We start from the raw sequence: 15,591 nt of genomic DNA, 5'->3' as shown, positions 1-15,591 counted from the left end.
TATGAAAAAAGTTCTTATTGTAGTTTCTGGATCAATGATACTTGCAGGAACAGAAAATATGCTTATGAATTATTATAGAAAAATTGATAAGGAAAAGATTCATATTGATTTTTTGTGTCATGGTTATAAAGAAGCTTACTATGATGAAGAAATTAAATCAAATGGAAGTTACATATATAGAGTGCCATCTAAAAAGCAAAATTTAGTTTTGAATATTAAAAAGACATATGAAATTATGAAAAATGGTAACTATGATGTAATTCATGTAAATATGGATGCAATGAGTTTTTTTCCATTGTTAGTAGGAAGAGTTGCTGGAGTAAAGAAGAGAATTTGTCATTGTCATAGCACTAACCATTTGTTTGAATCAAGATATAAATTTTTAGAAAAGGAAATATTAAGACTTTTATTACCGATGGTTACTACAAAGTATTTGGCATGTTCTAGGAAAAGTGCTTATTGGTTATATGGTAAGAGACATTATAGTTTGGTAGTCAATGCAATAGATTTTAAAAAATTTGCTTATAAGAATGATATTGAAGAGAAAATAAGAAGAAAGTTTTCATGGGATAATAAGACAATAATAGGACATGTTGGAAATTTTAATTATCCCAAAAATCAAGAATTTTTGATTGAACTTTTTTCAGAATATTATAAGCGAAATAAAAATTCAATACTTGTTTTAATTGGAGATGGCAAGGATTTAAAAAGAATAGAAGAAATGATAGAAGAAAAGAAAATTGAAAAAAATGTATTTTTAATGGGAAGTCGAAGTGATGTAAATGAAATTATACAGTGCTTCAATGTATTTGTTTTACCTTCTTTTTTTGAAGGGTTGCCTTTATCAGTTATTGAAGCTCAAGCTGCAGGAATACCTTGTTTGATTTCAGGGGCTGTAACTAAGGAAGTGAAAATTACAGATTTATGTTATTTTTGTTCCTTAAAGAAACCTATTGCTGTTTGGGTAGAGTTATTAGATTCATTGATTAAATTGAAAAAAAGAGACATGAAAAATGAGATTGATAAAGCTGGTTATAATATTGATAAAGCATATAAGAAACTTGAAAGAATATATTTAGAATAAAGGATAGCTTTATAAGCATTAATAAGTGGGGGAAAAGATGTTATTAGAATTATCATTTATTTATATTGCTGAATTTATATTGTTTTACATTGTGGGGTGGGTAAAATCTATAAAAATCAAAAAAAAATACGTCTTTTTTAGCTTTGTGGCATTGGGTTTAGCTTATGGTATTATTGCTTACCATATTGTTCCTCCATATGAATGGGACTTGTATAGACATTATGTTGTTTTAGATATAACTAGAAAAGAAGGCATTAAGTATTTATTAAAGTATAGTATTTATAAAAATCAATACGGAAGTGTTTTGTTGTTTTATTTGATTTCGTTATTACCTAATAATGCTTTTTTGCAATTTATTGCCATATTTATAGAGTATTTTATTTTAGGATATATTGTTACAGATTATTTAGGGGATGAAATTAAGAGCAGAGATATTTTTGTAATAATTTTACTTCATTTTGCAATGAATAATATTGCTTTAACGGTTTCTGGGGTAAGGCAAACTCTTGCTTTTGCAATAATATCTTTGGGAATCTATTTAGATATAAGTAAGAATAAAATAATATCAATTCCAATTTACATTTTTGGAGTTTTAGTTCATCCTGGCAGTAGTGGCGTTATTATTCTAAGATTATTTTATGAATTATATAAACGTTATAATAAAGCAATTATTATACTGCCTTTTTGGAGTGTTATTGTAACTTTATTATCTGGTTATATGAGTGAATCAAATATTTATTTAATAAATTATTATGGACGTATGATTAATGTATATACATTAGGAGGTTTATCTGGTTACGCAGATAGTAGACCGATATATGCCTTGTTTATATTTTTCCTGATTATAGTAGTGTACGTTTTATCTGAGATATATAATAAAAAGATTGTATTAGATAATTCAACTAAGTTTTTTTTATGTAGCCTAATGTTTGTAATTGGTGCAATTAATTCAGAACAATTTTTGATAAGATATAGTATTTTTCTTTCATTTAATGTTTATCCAATTGTTAGGTTTAATGATAAGAATTATAAAGAAAATGTAGTAGATATATGGGATTTAGTGTGGATTTTCTTTTTTGTAGGCTTGATTGCTTATCAATTAGTTCATGTTACTTCTCATAATGCGAAATTAGTTTAGAAACTAAGAGAGAGTAGGGAGAAAATGTCAAAGAATAATAAATTTAAAATGTTATTTAGTGACCTTATTATATTTGCTATTGGCAGTATCGGTTCAAAAGCAATTATGTTCTTACTTGTTCCATTATATACACATTACTTGTTACCAGAAGAATACGGAGTATCTGATTTAATTTTTACAATTTCTCAGTTAGCTATTCCGTTTTTTTCTATAGTTATATTTGATGCTGTTTTAAGGTTTGGGTTATATAGGAAAGATAGACCACAGGATGTACTTTTAGTGGGAATGATAGTATGGGTTATAGGATCATTTGTATGTCTATTTTGTTTAAACCTATTTTCGCTATATAAAACTATAAGTGAATGGAAATGGCACATAATTATTTATATTTCAGCAAGTATTTTATTGGATATAGAGTTGAATTATTTAAGGGTTGTTAATAAGAAAAAAATGTACGCATTTATGTGTATATTACAAACATTTTTAATGGCAAGCTTAAATATTTTATTTGTGGCGCATTTGAAACTTGGAATAGAAGGATATGTTTTGTCATATGTGATTTCTTGCGTTATCATAGCTGTTTTAATTTTTGTTGTTGCTAATTTATATAAAGAATTAAAAAATGCAGTTTTTGATTTAAGCCTAGCTAAAGATATGGTAAAGTATTCGGCACCATTAATTTTAAATAATATTTCTTGGTGGGTAATACAATCGTCGGATAAATTTATATTAGAAATTTTGGTTGGAAAAGCAGCATTAGGGGTTTATGTTGTCGCATCTAAAATTCCGTCATTACTATCAGTTTTTATTACTATTTTTCAACAGGCTTGGGGAATATCCTCCATAACAGAAATGGATTCTAGTAATGATAAGAATTTTTATATGCAGGTTTTTAAAATGTATTCGTTTTTGGTTTTTTTAGTGGCTATTTTTTTATGTATATTTATAAGACCATTTATGTATATTTATATAAGTTCAAAAGCATATGAAAAGAGCAGTCAGTTTGCTCCTTTGCTTATAACGGGCGCAGTTTTTTATGCGCTTTCTGGTTATTGTGGAAGCATGTATGGAGCATTAAAATTATCTGTTAATAATATGGTTACAACTTTAATTGCAGCAATTACAAATTTATTGATTAGCTGTATAGCTATTATTTATATTGGTGTTTGGGGTGCTGTAATAGGAACAGTTATTTCATATATGATTTTAGCTTTTATTAGAATGATAAATGTTGATAAATTATTAAACTTATCATTTGATTGGAGAAAAATAGCGACAAATTCTGTATTGGTTTTATTGGAAGCAATTGTGGTGTCCTTCCTAAAATATAAGTTTATATTTATCATATCTGTTTTTGTAATTATTTTGTTTGTAATTATTAATCTTGAAGAGATAAAAACTATGTTAAAACGAGGATAATTAGATGTATGATTTAAAAAAATTACAAAAGAAAGAGTTAGAAATTTTGATTGAAGTGCATAAGGTTTGTGAAAAATTGGGGATTGAATATATGATTATGTATGGAACTTTATTAGGTGCAGTTAGACATAAAGGTTTTATTCCCTGGGATGATGATATAGATATATGCATGACTAGAGAAAACTATGATCGCTTTTTAAAGGAGGGAGTAAGGTATCTTCCTGAAAATCTTAAAGCTCAGCACGTTTTATTTGAAAAAAATGCTCCGAATATTTTTATAAAAATCAGAGACGTTAATACTGTTTTTTTACAGGAAGAACATGTTGGCTTAGATATTAACCATGGTATTTTTATAGACATTTTCCCTTTAGAGAGAATAAAAATGGGTCGAATTTCTTCAAAAATAGAATACTATAGAAGAGTTGTATTTAATGTTATCAATTCTTGTTTTGATTGGCCTTATGTTAAACGAATAAAAAAACCTATAAGTGTTGTTATAGGTTACTTTATTCATTTTGTGATTAATAAATCTATATGTTTATTAAGTTCTAGAAGTGATTTTATAAGTAAAGAAGATGCTAGAAGAAAAAAACTAGATCTTCGAGGCGATGATTATTGTATAATGGGAACTTTTAATAAAGCTTTCTGTAAGCATTCTTTATTTAGAGAAAGAGCATTATATGATTTTGAAGGATATAAATTTTACGGACCTAAAGATTATGATAAAGTTTTGACATATTTATTTGGAGATTATATGCAACTACCTCCTAAGGAAAAGAGAGTTACACATAAACCGTTATTTGTTGATATTGAACATGGTTATGCTGGGGATGAAATCACTTTATTATAATGGTAAAAATGAGAGAACTACTTTGTAGTGGTTGCTTAAGAAAGGACTGAAAGCTATGAAAAGAGTTATAACTTACGGAACTTTTGACTTGTTACATTACGGACATATTAATTTACTTAGAAGAGCTAAGGAGATGGGGGATTATTTAATTGTGGCCTTATCAACAGATTATTTTAATGAGATAGATAAGGGAAAGAAGACATATTTTTCATATGAGCAAAGAAAGCAGCTTCTTGAAGCAGTTAGATATGTTGATCTGGTAATTCCTGAGGAAAATTGGGAACAAAAGATAAATGACATGCATGAGTATCACATCGACACTTTTGTTATGGGAGATGACTGGAAAGGAAAATTTGATTTCTTAAGGGATGAAGGAGTGGATGTGGTTTATTTGCCTAGAACTCCAGAGATTAGTACGACTAAGATAAAGACAGATATTTATGGTAAAAAGGGATTAATAATAGGGCTTTAGATGAATTTAAGTAGATATTAAGTTTTACTCGGTCACAACCGACTCGGTTGTGACCGAGTAAAACTATCACATGTTGAGAATGAGCTTAAGTATAGGAGTTACTTATGGATAAGATTAAGATTTTAGCACCTAAAATTACGGAAACAAGTAGAGCAAGAATTATAACATTTGAATTTCTAACGAGTTTAAATACTATTATTTGTGTAGATGAGTGTTTTTTAGAAACAGCAAATCATGAACGATTCGAGTTCGTTTCTAAATATGAGTCATATGATACAAAAGATAGGAAAAAGCTTGAGCTTATACATAATATTAGTGACAAAATAAGTTTTATGAATTCGTATATTTACTTGAGTTTTACAGATATAGTATATAAGACTGAATATAGTTATATGTATAAATACGACATAAGTCGTATATGGAAAATGAAAAAGTCGGAAACTAAAGATGTTGACGAAAATCGACTAAAGAAATTAAAAGATAATATAAGAGTTGAGGATACTGAAGAGAAATTTTTTAATTTAAAATCAGACGATATTATTATAAATAGATATATAGGTGCACTAAAAGAAGAAAGTTATTTTCTATCAAAGAATGGTGGAAAAAAATATGAATTGTTTTCAGGGAAAATGGTACATAAGTTACCTGATTATTACGCATATTATTTTGAGACACAGGATGAAATATATTTACCTGAATCAACAAAAGGTGAATTAATACTAAGTGGTCAAAAGAAAGTTTCGTGTAATGTTATTTCATGCGAGGATACTCAAATAATGCTTTCTTTAACAAGTTATGTTGGTGATGACATAAATGTGGCAGAACTCTTGGTAAAACCATGGGAGATTCCAAGAAAACTAGCATATAAGCTTAGTGAATATAAATTTAAGGATAATACAATATGTGCCAGTTTATTGCATGAAGGTTTGCTTTTAGTGGATAGTAATAGATTATTATCGGATTTAAAATTTGGATTAGATGAAGCGGTAAAATCTTCATTGAATAATCAAGTTACTTTAATATGGGGACCTCCAGGAACTGGAAAAACGCATACAATGGCTTCAATAATAGCTGAGGCATATCATTCTAAGAAAAAAATCTTAGTAGTATCTCATAGTAATATTTCTGTTGATGGAGTTATTAATAAATTATATGAGAGAAAAAATGAGTTAGGTTTACATGATGCCTTCAAGAATGGACAGATTTTAAGATATGGATATCCAAGAAATAAGGATCTTTTAAGTAGAAGAGAGGCACTATCGTATACTTATACATTTGACTCAGAGACGGAACTTAAGGCTACTTTTGAATCTTATACTAAAGAAGTGGATGGTTTAAATAAAAAGAAACAAGTAAATTCAGTTGAATATAAGGAAGCTGAAAAAAAGCTCAAAGAAATAAAGGCAATTATTAAAGATAAAGAAAAGCAAAATGTACTAAATGCAAGTGTTGTAGCTACTACAATAACGAAGGTTTTTATGGATTCTTTATTTGATGATCGCTTTTATGATTATGTTTTGTTTGATGAGGTTAGTATGGCTAATATGCCTCAGATAATTTATGCTGCAATGAAAACTTATAAGCATTTAGTGCTAGTAGGAGATTTTCGTCAGTTATCGCCCATAGTTCAATCAGATAGAAAAAAAGAACTAGGAACAGATGTATTTAGATATTTAGGGATTGTTGATACTGCTAATAGAATAAATTATCATCCATGGCTTGTTATGCTAAATGAGCAAAGAAGAATGTATCCTAAAATTGCAAAGTTTTCAAATAAAGAAATATATAGCGGATTATTAAAATCACCTGATAAAAATCAGAATGAAAATATAGTTAACATTGCACCTTTTAAAGGTAGTTCCATGGTTTTTGTTGACATAAAGGGAATAAATGCACCTATTGCTAAGGATAAAAACCATTCTCATTTCAACATTGTTTCAGCAATGGTTTCGGTTCGAATTGCTATGAGTGTTAAATCTCCAAAAGTAAGTATAGGTATTATTGCGCCATATGTTGCACAGGTAAGATTAATTAGATCTCTTATTAATCTTATGGAACTAAAAGATAATGTAACATGTGCAACAATACATCAATTTCAAGGTTCAGAACGTGACATAATAATATTAGATATAGTGGAAAATTTTCCTGCTAATAAATTAGGTATTTTACTTGATGAGGGTGATAACCGCAATGTTACTAGACTTATTAATGTTGCAATAACAAGAGCTAGAGGAAAATTTATAGCTGTTGGAGATAGTAGATTTTGGAAAAACCAAACAAACCATATATTTGAAAAACTTAGAAAGCATATTTTACAAGAGGGGATTATAGTTGATTATAAGATATTTAATATTTTTAAAAATGAGAATGTAATTATTAATTTTAGAGATTATGAAAATCAATTTTTTGATGATGTTGAAAATGCTAAGAAAAAAATTGTAATTAGTATACCTGCACCCTTTAATGAATTAGGCGAAAGCAAAAAAATTCAGAGATTATTAGATAAAACTAGAAGTAATTGTGTGGAAATAATTGTAAAAACCAGATGTTTTAATGAATTAAGTGATGACTGGAAAGAAATCACAAGGGAAACGGAAAATGCTATTTTTCCTCTAATAGTAATAGATGATGAAATTGTTTGGTATGGTGTTCCTAAATTAAAATCAAAGTTTTCTTTAAAAAATGGGTATTCATTTGAAAATAGAGAAAATTTTATATTTAGAGTAAGAAATTCAAGATTTGCTTCTCTTGTAATTAAATTTACTGATTTGGAAACTAATGATAGTGGTAGTAAATTATCTGAGAAATATCAAAAATATGGCGAGAAAAATATTAGTAGAGACTTTAAAGCATATATAATGGATAACATAAAATGTAAGAAATGCGGTGCATATATGGGCATGGCAAGAGGTAAGAGAGCTCCATATTTAAAATGTTCAAATCTGAAATGTGGGAACAATGAATGGTTAACAGTAGATTTGGTTGATAATTATATATTTGAATATAATATTAAATGTCCAGAATGTGGCGGAGCTTTAAAAGCTAAATTAGGAAGTTATGGTGTTTATGTTCAATGTAATAATTATGAGGAGAGGCATTTTATAAAAGTTGAGAATTTGTAATTAATAGTTAAATTTTTTGCTCGGTGGCGACCGACTCGGTTGTGACCGAGTAAAAATTGAATTTTTCATAAAGGAGATGAATTAATTATGAGTAGAGGATTTGCAAGGTTTGTAGAAATGAGTATTTTTATTCTTGGCTGGATAATTCTTGTTTTAGGAATTGTCAGTACATTTCAGATGATAGGTTCTCTAAAAGATATAGAGGATGCTATTGTAATAACGGAGAGACTTGAAGCTGCATTACAATTATTAGTAATATATATAGTTACTTCTGTTGGTACTTGGGTTACGTCTACGATTCTTTATTATTTAAGGAAAAGGAATGAAATGGAAGAAGAAAAAAAGGAACTTGAGTTTGATATTATGTTATCTTTGAAAAATATAGCTAAGAGTTTTACCAAAGAAGATAGTAAGTGAATTATATAGTGAGAACATTTTGTATAAGCTTTTGTATATGATATAATGCTTTTATTAAACTTAAAGGCAGGGCAAAATGAATAAACTTGAAATGGAATTTTTTGAAGAATATAAAAGACTTGATGTGCTTTTAAAGGATGAGTTTGGCGGAAATGCTGGTATAACAAATTATATTGAAGCAATGGAAAGAATTCATAATGGCGAGAGATATGTTGCATCCTGGAGGGATGATTATAAGCGATTAAAGCATTTACGTTGGGTTAGAAATAAGCTAGCTCATGAAACTAATGAAGATGTGGATTTAACTAAGGATGATGTAAAGTGGATTAAGCAGTTTTATGCTAATGCAATGAAGGCAAAAGATCCGTATGCATTGTACTGCAAGGCTATAAAACCGGCATTTAAGGCAAACAAGGGGCTAAGAAAAAAGCAAGCTAATAAGCAACAAAGTAGAAAGAATAATAGTACAGGCTTATTTAAGAAAGAGTTTGCTTTCTTAGCTATAGTTGTGTTTATTATAATATTAATGTTACTTATAGAAATGTTAGTTTTTGCAATTTAAAAAAATTATATGTGTATAATAAGGGGCTTTATAGCCCCTTTTTTGAATGCAGTGTAAGCAAACTAACACTTCAAAAGCGTACTTTTCTTGACTGGTACAAGACTGGTACATCAAGGCAAAAGTTCCTAGGAAAAAGTGTAATATCAAGGCAAAAGTTCCTAGGAAAAAGTGTAAGATTAAGGCAAAAGTTCGTAGGAAAAAATGTGAAATCAACTTGAAAGTTCCTAGGAAAAAGTGTAATATTAAATTAAAGAATAGCTATAAATACTGATAAAGGAGGCAATTATGGAAAGAACGATTTATCAGAAGCTGATAAACTGGAAAAATAACAAAAACAGAAAGCCTTTAATTTTAAATGGAGCAAGACAGGTTGGTAAGACTTATATTGTTAAAGAATTTGCTAAGAGAGAATATAAGAATTTAGTATATATTAATTGTGATAACAATAATGATGTTAAAGAGCTTTTTAAAGATTTTGATATGGATAGAGTGATTAGAACACTAGAGGCGATTTCTAATGAATCAATCACTCCTGGAGAGACACTTATTTTTCTTGACGAAATTCAAGAGTTAGATAGGGGAATTACCTCGCTTAAGTATTTTAATGAGGAAGCAAGAGATTATCACATTATTGTTGCAGGTTCGCTTCTTGGTATACATTTGCATGAGGGAACAGAATACCCAGTTGGTAAGGTGGATGAATTAAGACTATATCCCATGTCTTTTGAAGAATTTGTTATGGCTACGGGAGAAGAAAAACTACTAGATTTCTTAAGGACATCAGAATTTGACGAGTTAAGTCCATTATCTGAAAAGTATAAAGAATTGTTACGTCAATATTATTATGTAGGTGGAATGCCAGAAGTTGTACAAACTTATGTAGATAGTCAAGATTTAAAGATGGTTAGAAGATTACAGAAGCAGATTTTAAGCGATTATCAGAATGATTTTTCAAAACATGCGCCAACAAGTGAAATAGCTAAGATTAACATGGTTTGGAATTCAATTCCATCACAGCTAGCTAAGGAGAACAAAAAGTTTTTATACGGAAGTTTAAAGAAAGGGGCTAGAGCTAAGGAATTTGAGAATGCTATTCAATGGCTGGTAAATACAGGTCTAGTTTACAAGGTTAATCGAATAAATAAGGTGTGTAAGCCAATTAAATTTTATGAGGATACAGCAGCTTTCAAGTTATTTGTTAGTGATTTAGGCTTGTTAGGGGCAATGTCTGATACTTTGGCTAAGGATGTGCTTGTTAATAATAAGGCTTTTGTTGAATATAAGGGGGCATTTACAGAGCAATACGTTTGTCAGCAATATGTAAGTGCAACTAGTGAATGCCCTATGTATTATACCAATGAGAAATCAACACTAGAGTTAGATTTTGTTATTCAGCTTGATGAGGTTTATCCATTAGAGGTTAAGGCTGAAGAGAATAGAAGATCTAAGAGCTTAACTACTATCATGAAGGAGAATGAGGAACTTAAAGGGATAAAGATGACTATGTCTGCTTATAAAAAGCAAGAAACAATAACTAACATCCCTTTATATGCTGCAGAAGAGTGGTTTAAGAGAAAAGAAAAAGCTATATTTGAATAGCGTTAATATATAAAAACTAAGGCTGTCTAAGAATTAACCTTCTTAGACAGCCATTTTATTAGATTTAAAATAAGATTTGACAGAGAGTATTCTGCTCTATTTTTCTAGAATTTCCTCTAGCCAATTGACATATTCTTGTTCCCTTCTAATGGCATGGTCTAGGATTAAGTAGTGGCCAAAGTTTTCATTTTTAGATTCCTTAGTTGGAAATACTAACTTCATTCGTTCGTTTAAATGCTCTAATTTTTTGGAGCGTAGTCTATATTGCTCCTGCAATAAATCCGTAAGACGTGGGTCTTGGCGGCTTTTTATGAAGTAGAGCTTTAATACAAATTCGTCTTTATTTACAGATAGAATGTCTGTGTAGGATTTAAGCCAATCTTCAAGGTGTTCTTTTCCCTTATTAGTTATCTCATAATATGTTTTTTCTATCTTGTTACCATAAAAACCTGTAGTAGACTTGATTTCTCCTGCATTTTCTAAGCGCTTTAATTCAAGATAAATCTGGCTGTGCTTTACAGACCAGAATTCTCCAATTTCTGTTTCAAAATCCTTCTTTAAATCATAGCCTGTTTTTTTATCTATATTTATTAAGCCTAAAAGAATCATAGGTAGTAAGTTTTTCTGTGCCATAAAAATCTCCTTGTTGACAATTTTGTAATTTAAGTATAACATAATTAGCGGAATATTAACATGTCATTAATTACATGTTAATATTTACATGAAAAACTTCGAAACGCATCTAAGTTAAGAAAGGAGATAATTATGAAAAAGGAATTTAAAGAATTATCAGATTTCATAGGTACACATTTTATTTACACATATGATAATGGTTGGGAATATGAGTGGTATTGTAAGAACGACCATACATGTTGCTATAGAATCCATGGTGGAATGGTTGCTGGCAGATGGGTTACAGATCAGGAAATTAACCTTTTTAAAATAGCTGACGGAATATATAAGGTTACTTGGACTGAGCCTACAGGTACAGATGTTGCCCTTGATTTTATGCCTAATGAAGGTAAGATTAACGGCGTTATCTTCTTCCCTAAGTGGGTTAAAGAGCATCCTGAAATCACAGTTTGCTACCAGAATAAGCACATCGATAAAATGCATGAAGCACGTGAGAAGTATGAGACATATCCTAAGTATGTAGTTCCTGAATTTGCTACAATCACATACATGGCAGATGCAGGAATTGATAATGATGATGTCATTAATGAGACACCATACGAAGGTATGACAGATGACATTAGAGCAGGTAAGTTCTATGATGAGAACTACAAGCATGTCTCAAGAAAAGCTGAATAATTTAATCAGTCATAATTCTTAACAAAATATAACAAAACGCAATATAATATCAAACAAAGTCCTTTGCAGTTCCTATTTAGTAGGAACTGCTTTTTTGTTTACACGCCTGGCGCGCTCTAACGGGTGAAAGTCCCGAACACGCCCAGATAGTGGGAAGTGTATAGCCGAACAGCAAGGGTGTCCGCCGCGAGACGGAATCTGAAGGAAGCTGCAAGCAAATCTCTGGTCCGACGGACAGAAATCACATATAAGGCTAGGCTATGAGAGATAAGTTGGCCAAAAGCAATGAAGTCTAATAACTATCACTTTGTAGTAGCAGAGTAGATGTGGCGGATATATGGAGAGAAAGAGCGTGCATCTTAAGCGTGGAGGTCTCACAGAGGTTTCATTAGCCTAGTAACAACGAACTGTGAGAAGTCAGCCGAACCCATAGTAGTGAAGAAGTTTCTGTAATGGAAATGGAGCGAAGGGGTGAACAATCAATAAGTTTGAGTATGTCTCGTGTTGCAGAAATGACAACATCTGCCGTAACCAATCGGGGAAAGGGTGGTCAAATCAAGCGAGGCGGAAAGGAAAGAACGCATGGACACAAGTAGTCTAATGGAGCAGATACTATCTAGCGATAATCTCAACAGAGCATATCTGCAAGTCGTACGAAACAAAGGTGCAGAGGGAGTGGACGGAATGAAGTACACAGAACTCAAAGAACATCTTGAAAAGAACGGCGACATTATCAGAGAACAGTTGAGGACAAGAAAGTATAGACCTCAGCCAGTACGAAGAGTGGAGATACCAAAGCCTGATGGCGGTGTCAGAAACCTAGGAGTACCAACAGTAACAGACAGATTCATACAACAAGCCATAGCACAGGTCTTAACACCAATCTATGAGGAACAAATTTCATGACCACAGTTATGGATTCAGACCTAATAGATGTGCACAGCAAGCAATCCTAACAGCGCTCGACATGATGAATGATGGTAATGACTGGATTGTAGATATTGACTTGGAAAAGTTCTTTGACACAGTAAATCACGATAAACTTATGACCATCATAGGTAGAACTATTAAAGATGGAGATGTTATTTCTATCGTTAGGAAATACCTAGTCAGCGGAATCATGATTGATGATGAGTACGAGGACTCTATTGTGGGAACACCACAAGGAGGAAATCTCTCGCCATTATTGGCGAATATCATGTTGAATGAACTTGATAAGGAGATGGAAAAGCGTGGACTCAACTTTGTAAGATATGCAGATGATTGCATCATCATGGTTGGTAGTGAAATGTCTGCTAATAGAGTCATGAGGAATATCTCTCGATTCATTGAGGAGAAACTAGGTCTCAAGGTCAACATGACCAAGAGCAAAGTGGACAAACCACAAGGACTTAAATATCTTGGATTTGGATTCTACTTTGACTCAAGAGCGCATCAGTTTAAAGCAAAACCACATGCGAAATCAGTAGCAAAGTTCAAGAAGAGAATGAAAGAACTTACATGTCGTAGTTGGGGCGTTAGCAACAGCTATAAAGTAGAGAAACTTAATCAACTCATCAGAGGATGGATTAACTACTTCAAGATAGGAAGTATGAAAACACTCTGTAAAGAACTTGATAGTAATATCAGATATAGACTTCGTATGTGTATTTGGAAGCATTGGAAAACTCCACAGAACAGAGCAAAGAACCTATTGAAGCTTGGGGTAACTAGGAAGCGGGCATATGCTGCTGCTTATGCCGGAAGCAGAATCGCCAGAGTTTGCAGAGGGACGGCTGTCTCATATGCAATAAGCAATGAGAGATTAGCCGCATTCGGACTAATCTCAATGTTAGATTACTACACCGAAAGGTGTGTTACTTGTTAAATTGATTGAACCGCCGTGTACCGAACGGTACGCACGGTGGTGTGAGAGGTCGGAATTTCTCGCTCATGAGAAATTCCTCCTACTCGATTGTTTATATATTTGGGGCTGGCTATTAGTTATGTTGTTATTTTTCTTTTGGACAAGGTGAAAAAAATATGTATAATAGATTTAAAGAATTAAATTATGATGAATTTATGGAATAAGTAGTTCTTTTAAGAGGAGGCTTTTGATGAGTAGATTAGGGTTCTAATCTATATCCGTCATATTTGTGATTTGTCCGTTGTATTTTATTAATAGGAGGATAAGATTATGACTAAAAAGCAATTAAAACAAAAATATATTCGTAGCAAAGTTACAACAATAGCAATATTGATTTTTGTTTTCTTGGGATTGTGTATAATTGGAAGAATTTTTGATAATTATATTATTATTGGTGGAGCTGTAATATATGCTTTTATTTCTTATATTATTTTTTATAATAAGATGATGACCTATGTTGAAAAAGATGAAACGAAATGATTGATATAAATGTAAGTAGAATATTGAAGGAGAAATTGCATGAAGAAGTTTTGCCAATATATTTTAGTTCTGGTGATATCCATTTTATTTGGAATAGGAATTGGCACATTTATGACTGAGTTTGAGATAGATAAGCTATTTAAACATAGAATCGACTATGCTACTATAATCGGATTGTTTGCATTAGCAATGTTATTTTCTGTTACGCTTCATGAATTATCTCACGCATTTTATTTTTGGATAAACAAGGTTCCACTTAGGTTTGTGGCTATATTTTTATTTGGCTTTTATAAGGATGATAAGAAATGGAAATTTATATTTTATCCAAATAAAATAACACTTAGAGGTGGAATAGCAATACCAGATCTTCCAGCAGTAAACAATGAGAGTCAATTTAAAAAAATTCGAAAAGTATATAGTAGAGCATTACTGTTTGCACCAATAATATCCTTTGTAGAGGCAATCGTAGCAATGGTTGCATACGCTACATTGTTATTTTCTGAGCTAATTACAAAGTATACAAATGCAAGTGTATTTTTAGTGTTTTGTATTTTTGCTGGATTTACAATGTTTTTTCATCGTTTTTAAAAGCAGAAAATATTTATGGTGATTTTCCTGCGTACAAACTGTATAAGGAAAATGATAAGAAGACTATTCTTCAGCTTGGGCAGTATTTGATATTTGCGAATAACTGGAAACAGAAAATAATGGAGAGTGATTGGCTTGTTGGTGAAATATAAAAATATGCAAGAAGAGCTAATGCTGAACCTGGAGATTCAACTAATCTTGGAATGCTTGACTGGGTTATTCAGATGGAGTATCTAGGAGTTTTTGAGTTGGATGATGAAATAAATGAAACTCTTAAATTAATGTTTGAGGAGAATAAAATACTATCAGAATATCCACAGAGTGAAGAGCGAGATATATTTTATTTCCATATGATATACAAGCTATTAAAGGATGGACAGGTTGAAAAGTGTGTATTACAGGAAATGATGAATCAGGCGTCAAAGAAATTGTTGAAAGCTATGCCATCGAATGAGTATTACACTAGGTTGACAAAACACTTGCTGTATGATTGTGACTATACTGAATGGTTAAACAAAAATATGAATCCAAGCAGTTCGTTTACTTTATTGGGATTGTTTGAACCAATTAAAGAGATAGAGCGTAGAATTATTCAACAGAATGGTTGTTAAATAGTGCAAATCTTCACCTTTACCATGAAATC

Annotated in this window: 14 protein-coding genes and 1 pseudogene; 14 read left to right on the top strand and 1 reads right to left on the bottom strand. The window is 31.0% G+C overall.

Annotation, left to right across the window (positions count from 1 at the left end; translation table 11 throughout):
- Window position 1 precedes the first annotated feature (1 nt).
- The 9 genes from T537_RS0106285 to T537_RS0106245 all read left to right on the top strand — a co-directional run bounded on the left by T537_RS0106285 (window position 2) and on the right by T537_RS0106245 (window position 10,663).
- Entirely contained in the window at window positions 2–1,084 is a 1,083-nt protein-coding gene (locus tag T537_RS0106285; protein ID WP_031556736.1) for a glycosyltransferase family 1 protein, read from the top strand.
- A 37-nt stretch (window positions 1,085–1,121) separates the two neighbouring features.
- Window positions 1,122–2,222 (top strand): EpsG family protein, encoded by a 1,101-nt coding sequence (locus tag T537_RS0106280; protein WP_031556735.1) that lies wholly within the window; start codon window positions 1,122–1,124, stop codon window positions 2,220–2,222.
- Window positions 2,223–2,246: 24 nt separating this feature from the next.
- On the top strand, window positions 2,247–3,641 hold the full coding sequence (locus T537_RS0106275) for an oligosaccharide flippase family protein (RefSeq protein WP_031556734.1): 1,395 nt from the start codon (window positions 2,247–2,249) through the stop codon (window positions 3,639–3,641).
- A 4-nt stretch (window positions 3,642–3,645) separates the two neighbouring features.
- Complete coding sequence (locus T537_RS0106270) at window positions 3,646–4,491, top strand: LicD family protein (protein WP_031556733.1); 846 nt, start codon at window positions 3,646–3,648, stop codon at window positions 4,489–4,491.
- 55 nt (window positions 4,492–4,546) lie between these two features.
- Window positions 4,547–4,963, top strand: coding sequence for a glycerol-3-phosphate cytidylyltransferase (tagD, locus tag T537_RS0106265; protein ID WP_031556732.1), 417 nt, complete (start codon window positions 4,547–4,549; stop codon window positions 4,961–4,963).
- A gap of 104 nt (window positions 4,964–5,067) precedes the next feature.
- Complete coding sequence (locus tag T537_RS0106260) at window positions 5,068–8,085, top strand: AAA domain-containing protein (RefSeq protein ID WP_031556731.1); 3,018 nt, start codon at window positions 5,068–5,070, stop codon at window positions 8,083–8,085.
- A gap of 87 nt (window positions 8,086–8,172) precedes the next feature.
- Window positions 8,173–8,502, top strand: coding sequence for a hypothetical protein (locus tag T537_RS0106255; protein ID WP_031556730.1), 330 nt, complete (start codon window positions 8,173–8,175; stop codon window positions 8,500–8,502).
- Window positions 8,503–8,578: 76 nt separating this feature from the next.
- Window positions 8,579–9,064 (top strand): DUF6548 family protein, encoded by a 486-nt coding sequence (locus tag T537_RS0106250; RefSeq protein ID WP_027438524.1) that lies wholly within the window; start codon window positions 8,579–8,581, stop codon window positions 9,062–9,064.
- A gap of 285 nt (window positions 9,065–9,349) precedes the next feature.
- Window positions 9,350–10,663, top strand: coding sequence for an ATP-binding protein (locus T537_RS0106245; protein WP_031556729.1), 1,314 nt, complete (start codon window positions 9,350–9,352; stop codon window positions 10,661–10,663).
- A 96-nt stretch (window positions 10,664–10,759) separates the two neighbouring features.
- Here the strand turns inward: T537_RS0106245 and T537_RS0106240 are convergent, their stop codons facing one another.
- Window positions 10,760–11,296: a PadR family transcriptional regulator gene (locus T537_RS0106240; RefSeq protein WP_027438525.1), complete on the bottom strand. Its 537-nt coding sequence runs from the start codon at window positions 11,294–11,296 to the stop codon at window positions 10,760–10,762.
- Window positions 11,297–11,428: 132 nt separating this feature from the next.
- Between T537_RS0106240 and T537_RS0106235 the strand changes: the two genes are divergently transcribed.
- From T537_RS0106235 to T537_RS0106210, 5 genes and pseudogenes are all read left to right on the top strand, one after another.
- Window positions 11,429–11,974, top strand: coding sequence for a phenolic acid decarboxylase (locus T537_RS0106235; protein WP_027431241.1), 546 nt, complete (start codon window positions 11,429–11,431; stop codon window positions 11,972–11,974).
- 582 nt (window positions 11,975–12,556) lie between these two features.
- A pseudogene (gene ltrA / locus T537_RS12015) lies at window positions 12,557–13,841 on the top strand (group II intron reverse transcriptase/maturase).
- Between the two features lie 309 nt (window positions 13,842–14,150).
- Window positions 14,151–14,360, top strand: a complete 210-nt coding sequence (locus tag T537_RS0106220; RefSeq protein WP_031556728.1) for a hypothetical protein — start codon at window positions 14,151–14,153, stop codon at window positions 14,358–14,360.
- Between the two features lie 39 nt (window positions 14,361–14,399).
- On the top strand, window positions 14,400–14,948 hold the full coding sequence (locus T537_RS0106215; protein WP_031556727.1) for a site-2 protease family protein: 549 nt from the start codon (window positions 14,400–14,402) through the stop codon (window positions 14,946–14,948).
- 203 nt (window positions 14,949–15,151) lie between these two features.
- Window positions 15,152–15,559 (top strand): hypothetical protein, encoded by a 408-nt coding sequence (locus tag T537_RS0106210; protein ID WP_031556726.1) that lies wholly within the window; start codon window positions 15,152–15,154, stop codon window positions 15,557–15,559.
- The last annotated feature ends 32 nt before the right edge of the window (window positions 15,560–15,591 follow it).

The sequence above is a fragment of the Lachnospira multipara LB2003 genome (genome assembly GCF_000702205.1).
Classification (GTDB): domain Bacteria; phylum Bacillota; class Clostridia; order Lachnospirales; family Lachnospiraceae; genus Lachnospira; species Lachnospira multipara_A.
The sequence above is the reverse complement of the archived record's forward strand: the minus strand, read 5'-3'. Positions and strand labels throughout refer to the sequence as shown.

What these genes read in the sequence shown, in the direction of transcription:
- T537_RS0106240 (WP_027438525.1), bottom strand. Translation starts at nt 11,296, where the DNA reads ATGGCACAGAAAAACTTACTACCTATGATTCTTTTAGGCTTAATAAAT.
- T537_RS0106210 (WP_031556726.1), top strand. Translation starts at nt 15,152, where the DNA reads ATGCTTGACTGGGTTATTCAGATGGAGTATCTAGGAGTTTTTGAGTTG.
- T537_RS0106260 (WP_031556731.1), top strand. Translation starts at nt 5,068, where the DNA reads ATGGATAAGATTAAGATTTTAGCACCTAAAATTACGGAAACAAGTAGA.
- T537_RS0106235 (WP_027431241.1), top strand. Translation starts at nt 11,429, where the DNA reads ATGAAAAAGGAATTTAAAGAATTATCAGATTTCATAGGTACACATTTT.
- T537_RS0106220 (WP_031556728.1), top strand. Translation starts at nt 14,151, where the DNA reads ATGACTAAAAAGCAATTAAAACAAAAATATATTCGTAGCAAAGTTACA.
- tagD (WP_031556732.1), top strand. Translation starts at nt 4,547, where the DNA reads ATGAAAAGAGTTATAACTTACGGAACTTTTGACTTGTTACATTACGGA.
- T537_RS0106280 (WP_031556735.1), top strand. Translation starts at nt 1,122, where the DNA reads ATGTTATTAGAATTATCATTTATTTATATTGCTGAATTTATATTGTTT.
- T537_RS0106215 (WP_031556727.1), top strand. Translation starts at nt 14,400, where the DNA reads ATGAAGAAGTTTTGCCAATATATTTTAGTTCTGGTGATATCCATTTTA.
- T537_RS0106275 (WP_031556734.1), top strand. Translation starts at nt 2,247, where the DNA reads ATGTCAAAGAATAATAAATTTAAAATGTTATTTAGTGACCTTATTATA.
- T537_RS0106270 (WP_031556733.1), top strand. Translation starts at nt 3,646, where the DNA reads ATGTATGATTTAAAAAAATTACAAAAGAAAGAGTTAGAAATTTTGATT.
- T537_RS0106245 (WP_031556729.1), top strand. Translation starts at nt 9,350, where the DNA reads ATGGAAAGAACGATTTATCAGAAGCTGATAAACTGGAAAAATAACAAA.
- T537_RS0106285 (WP_031556736.1), top strand. Translation starts at nt 2, where the DNA reads ATGAAAAAAGTTCTTATTGTAGTTTCTGGATCAATGATACTTGCAGGA.
- T537_RS0106255 (WP_031556730.1), top strand. Translation starts at nt 8,173, where the DNA reads ATGAGTAGAGGATTTGCAAGGTTTGTAGAAATGAGTATTTTTATTCTT.
- T537_RS0106250 (WP_027438524.1), top strand. Translation starts at nt 8,579, where the DNA reads ATGAATAAACTTGAAATGGAATTTTTTGAAGAATATAAAAGACTTGAT.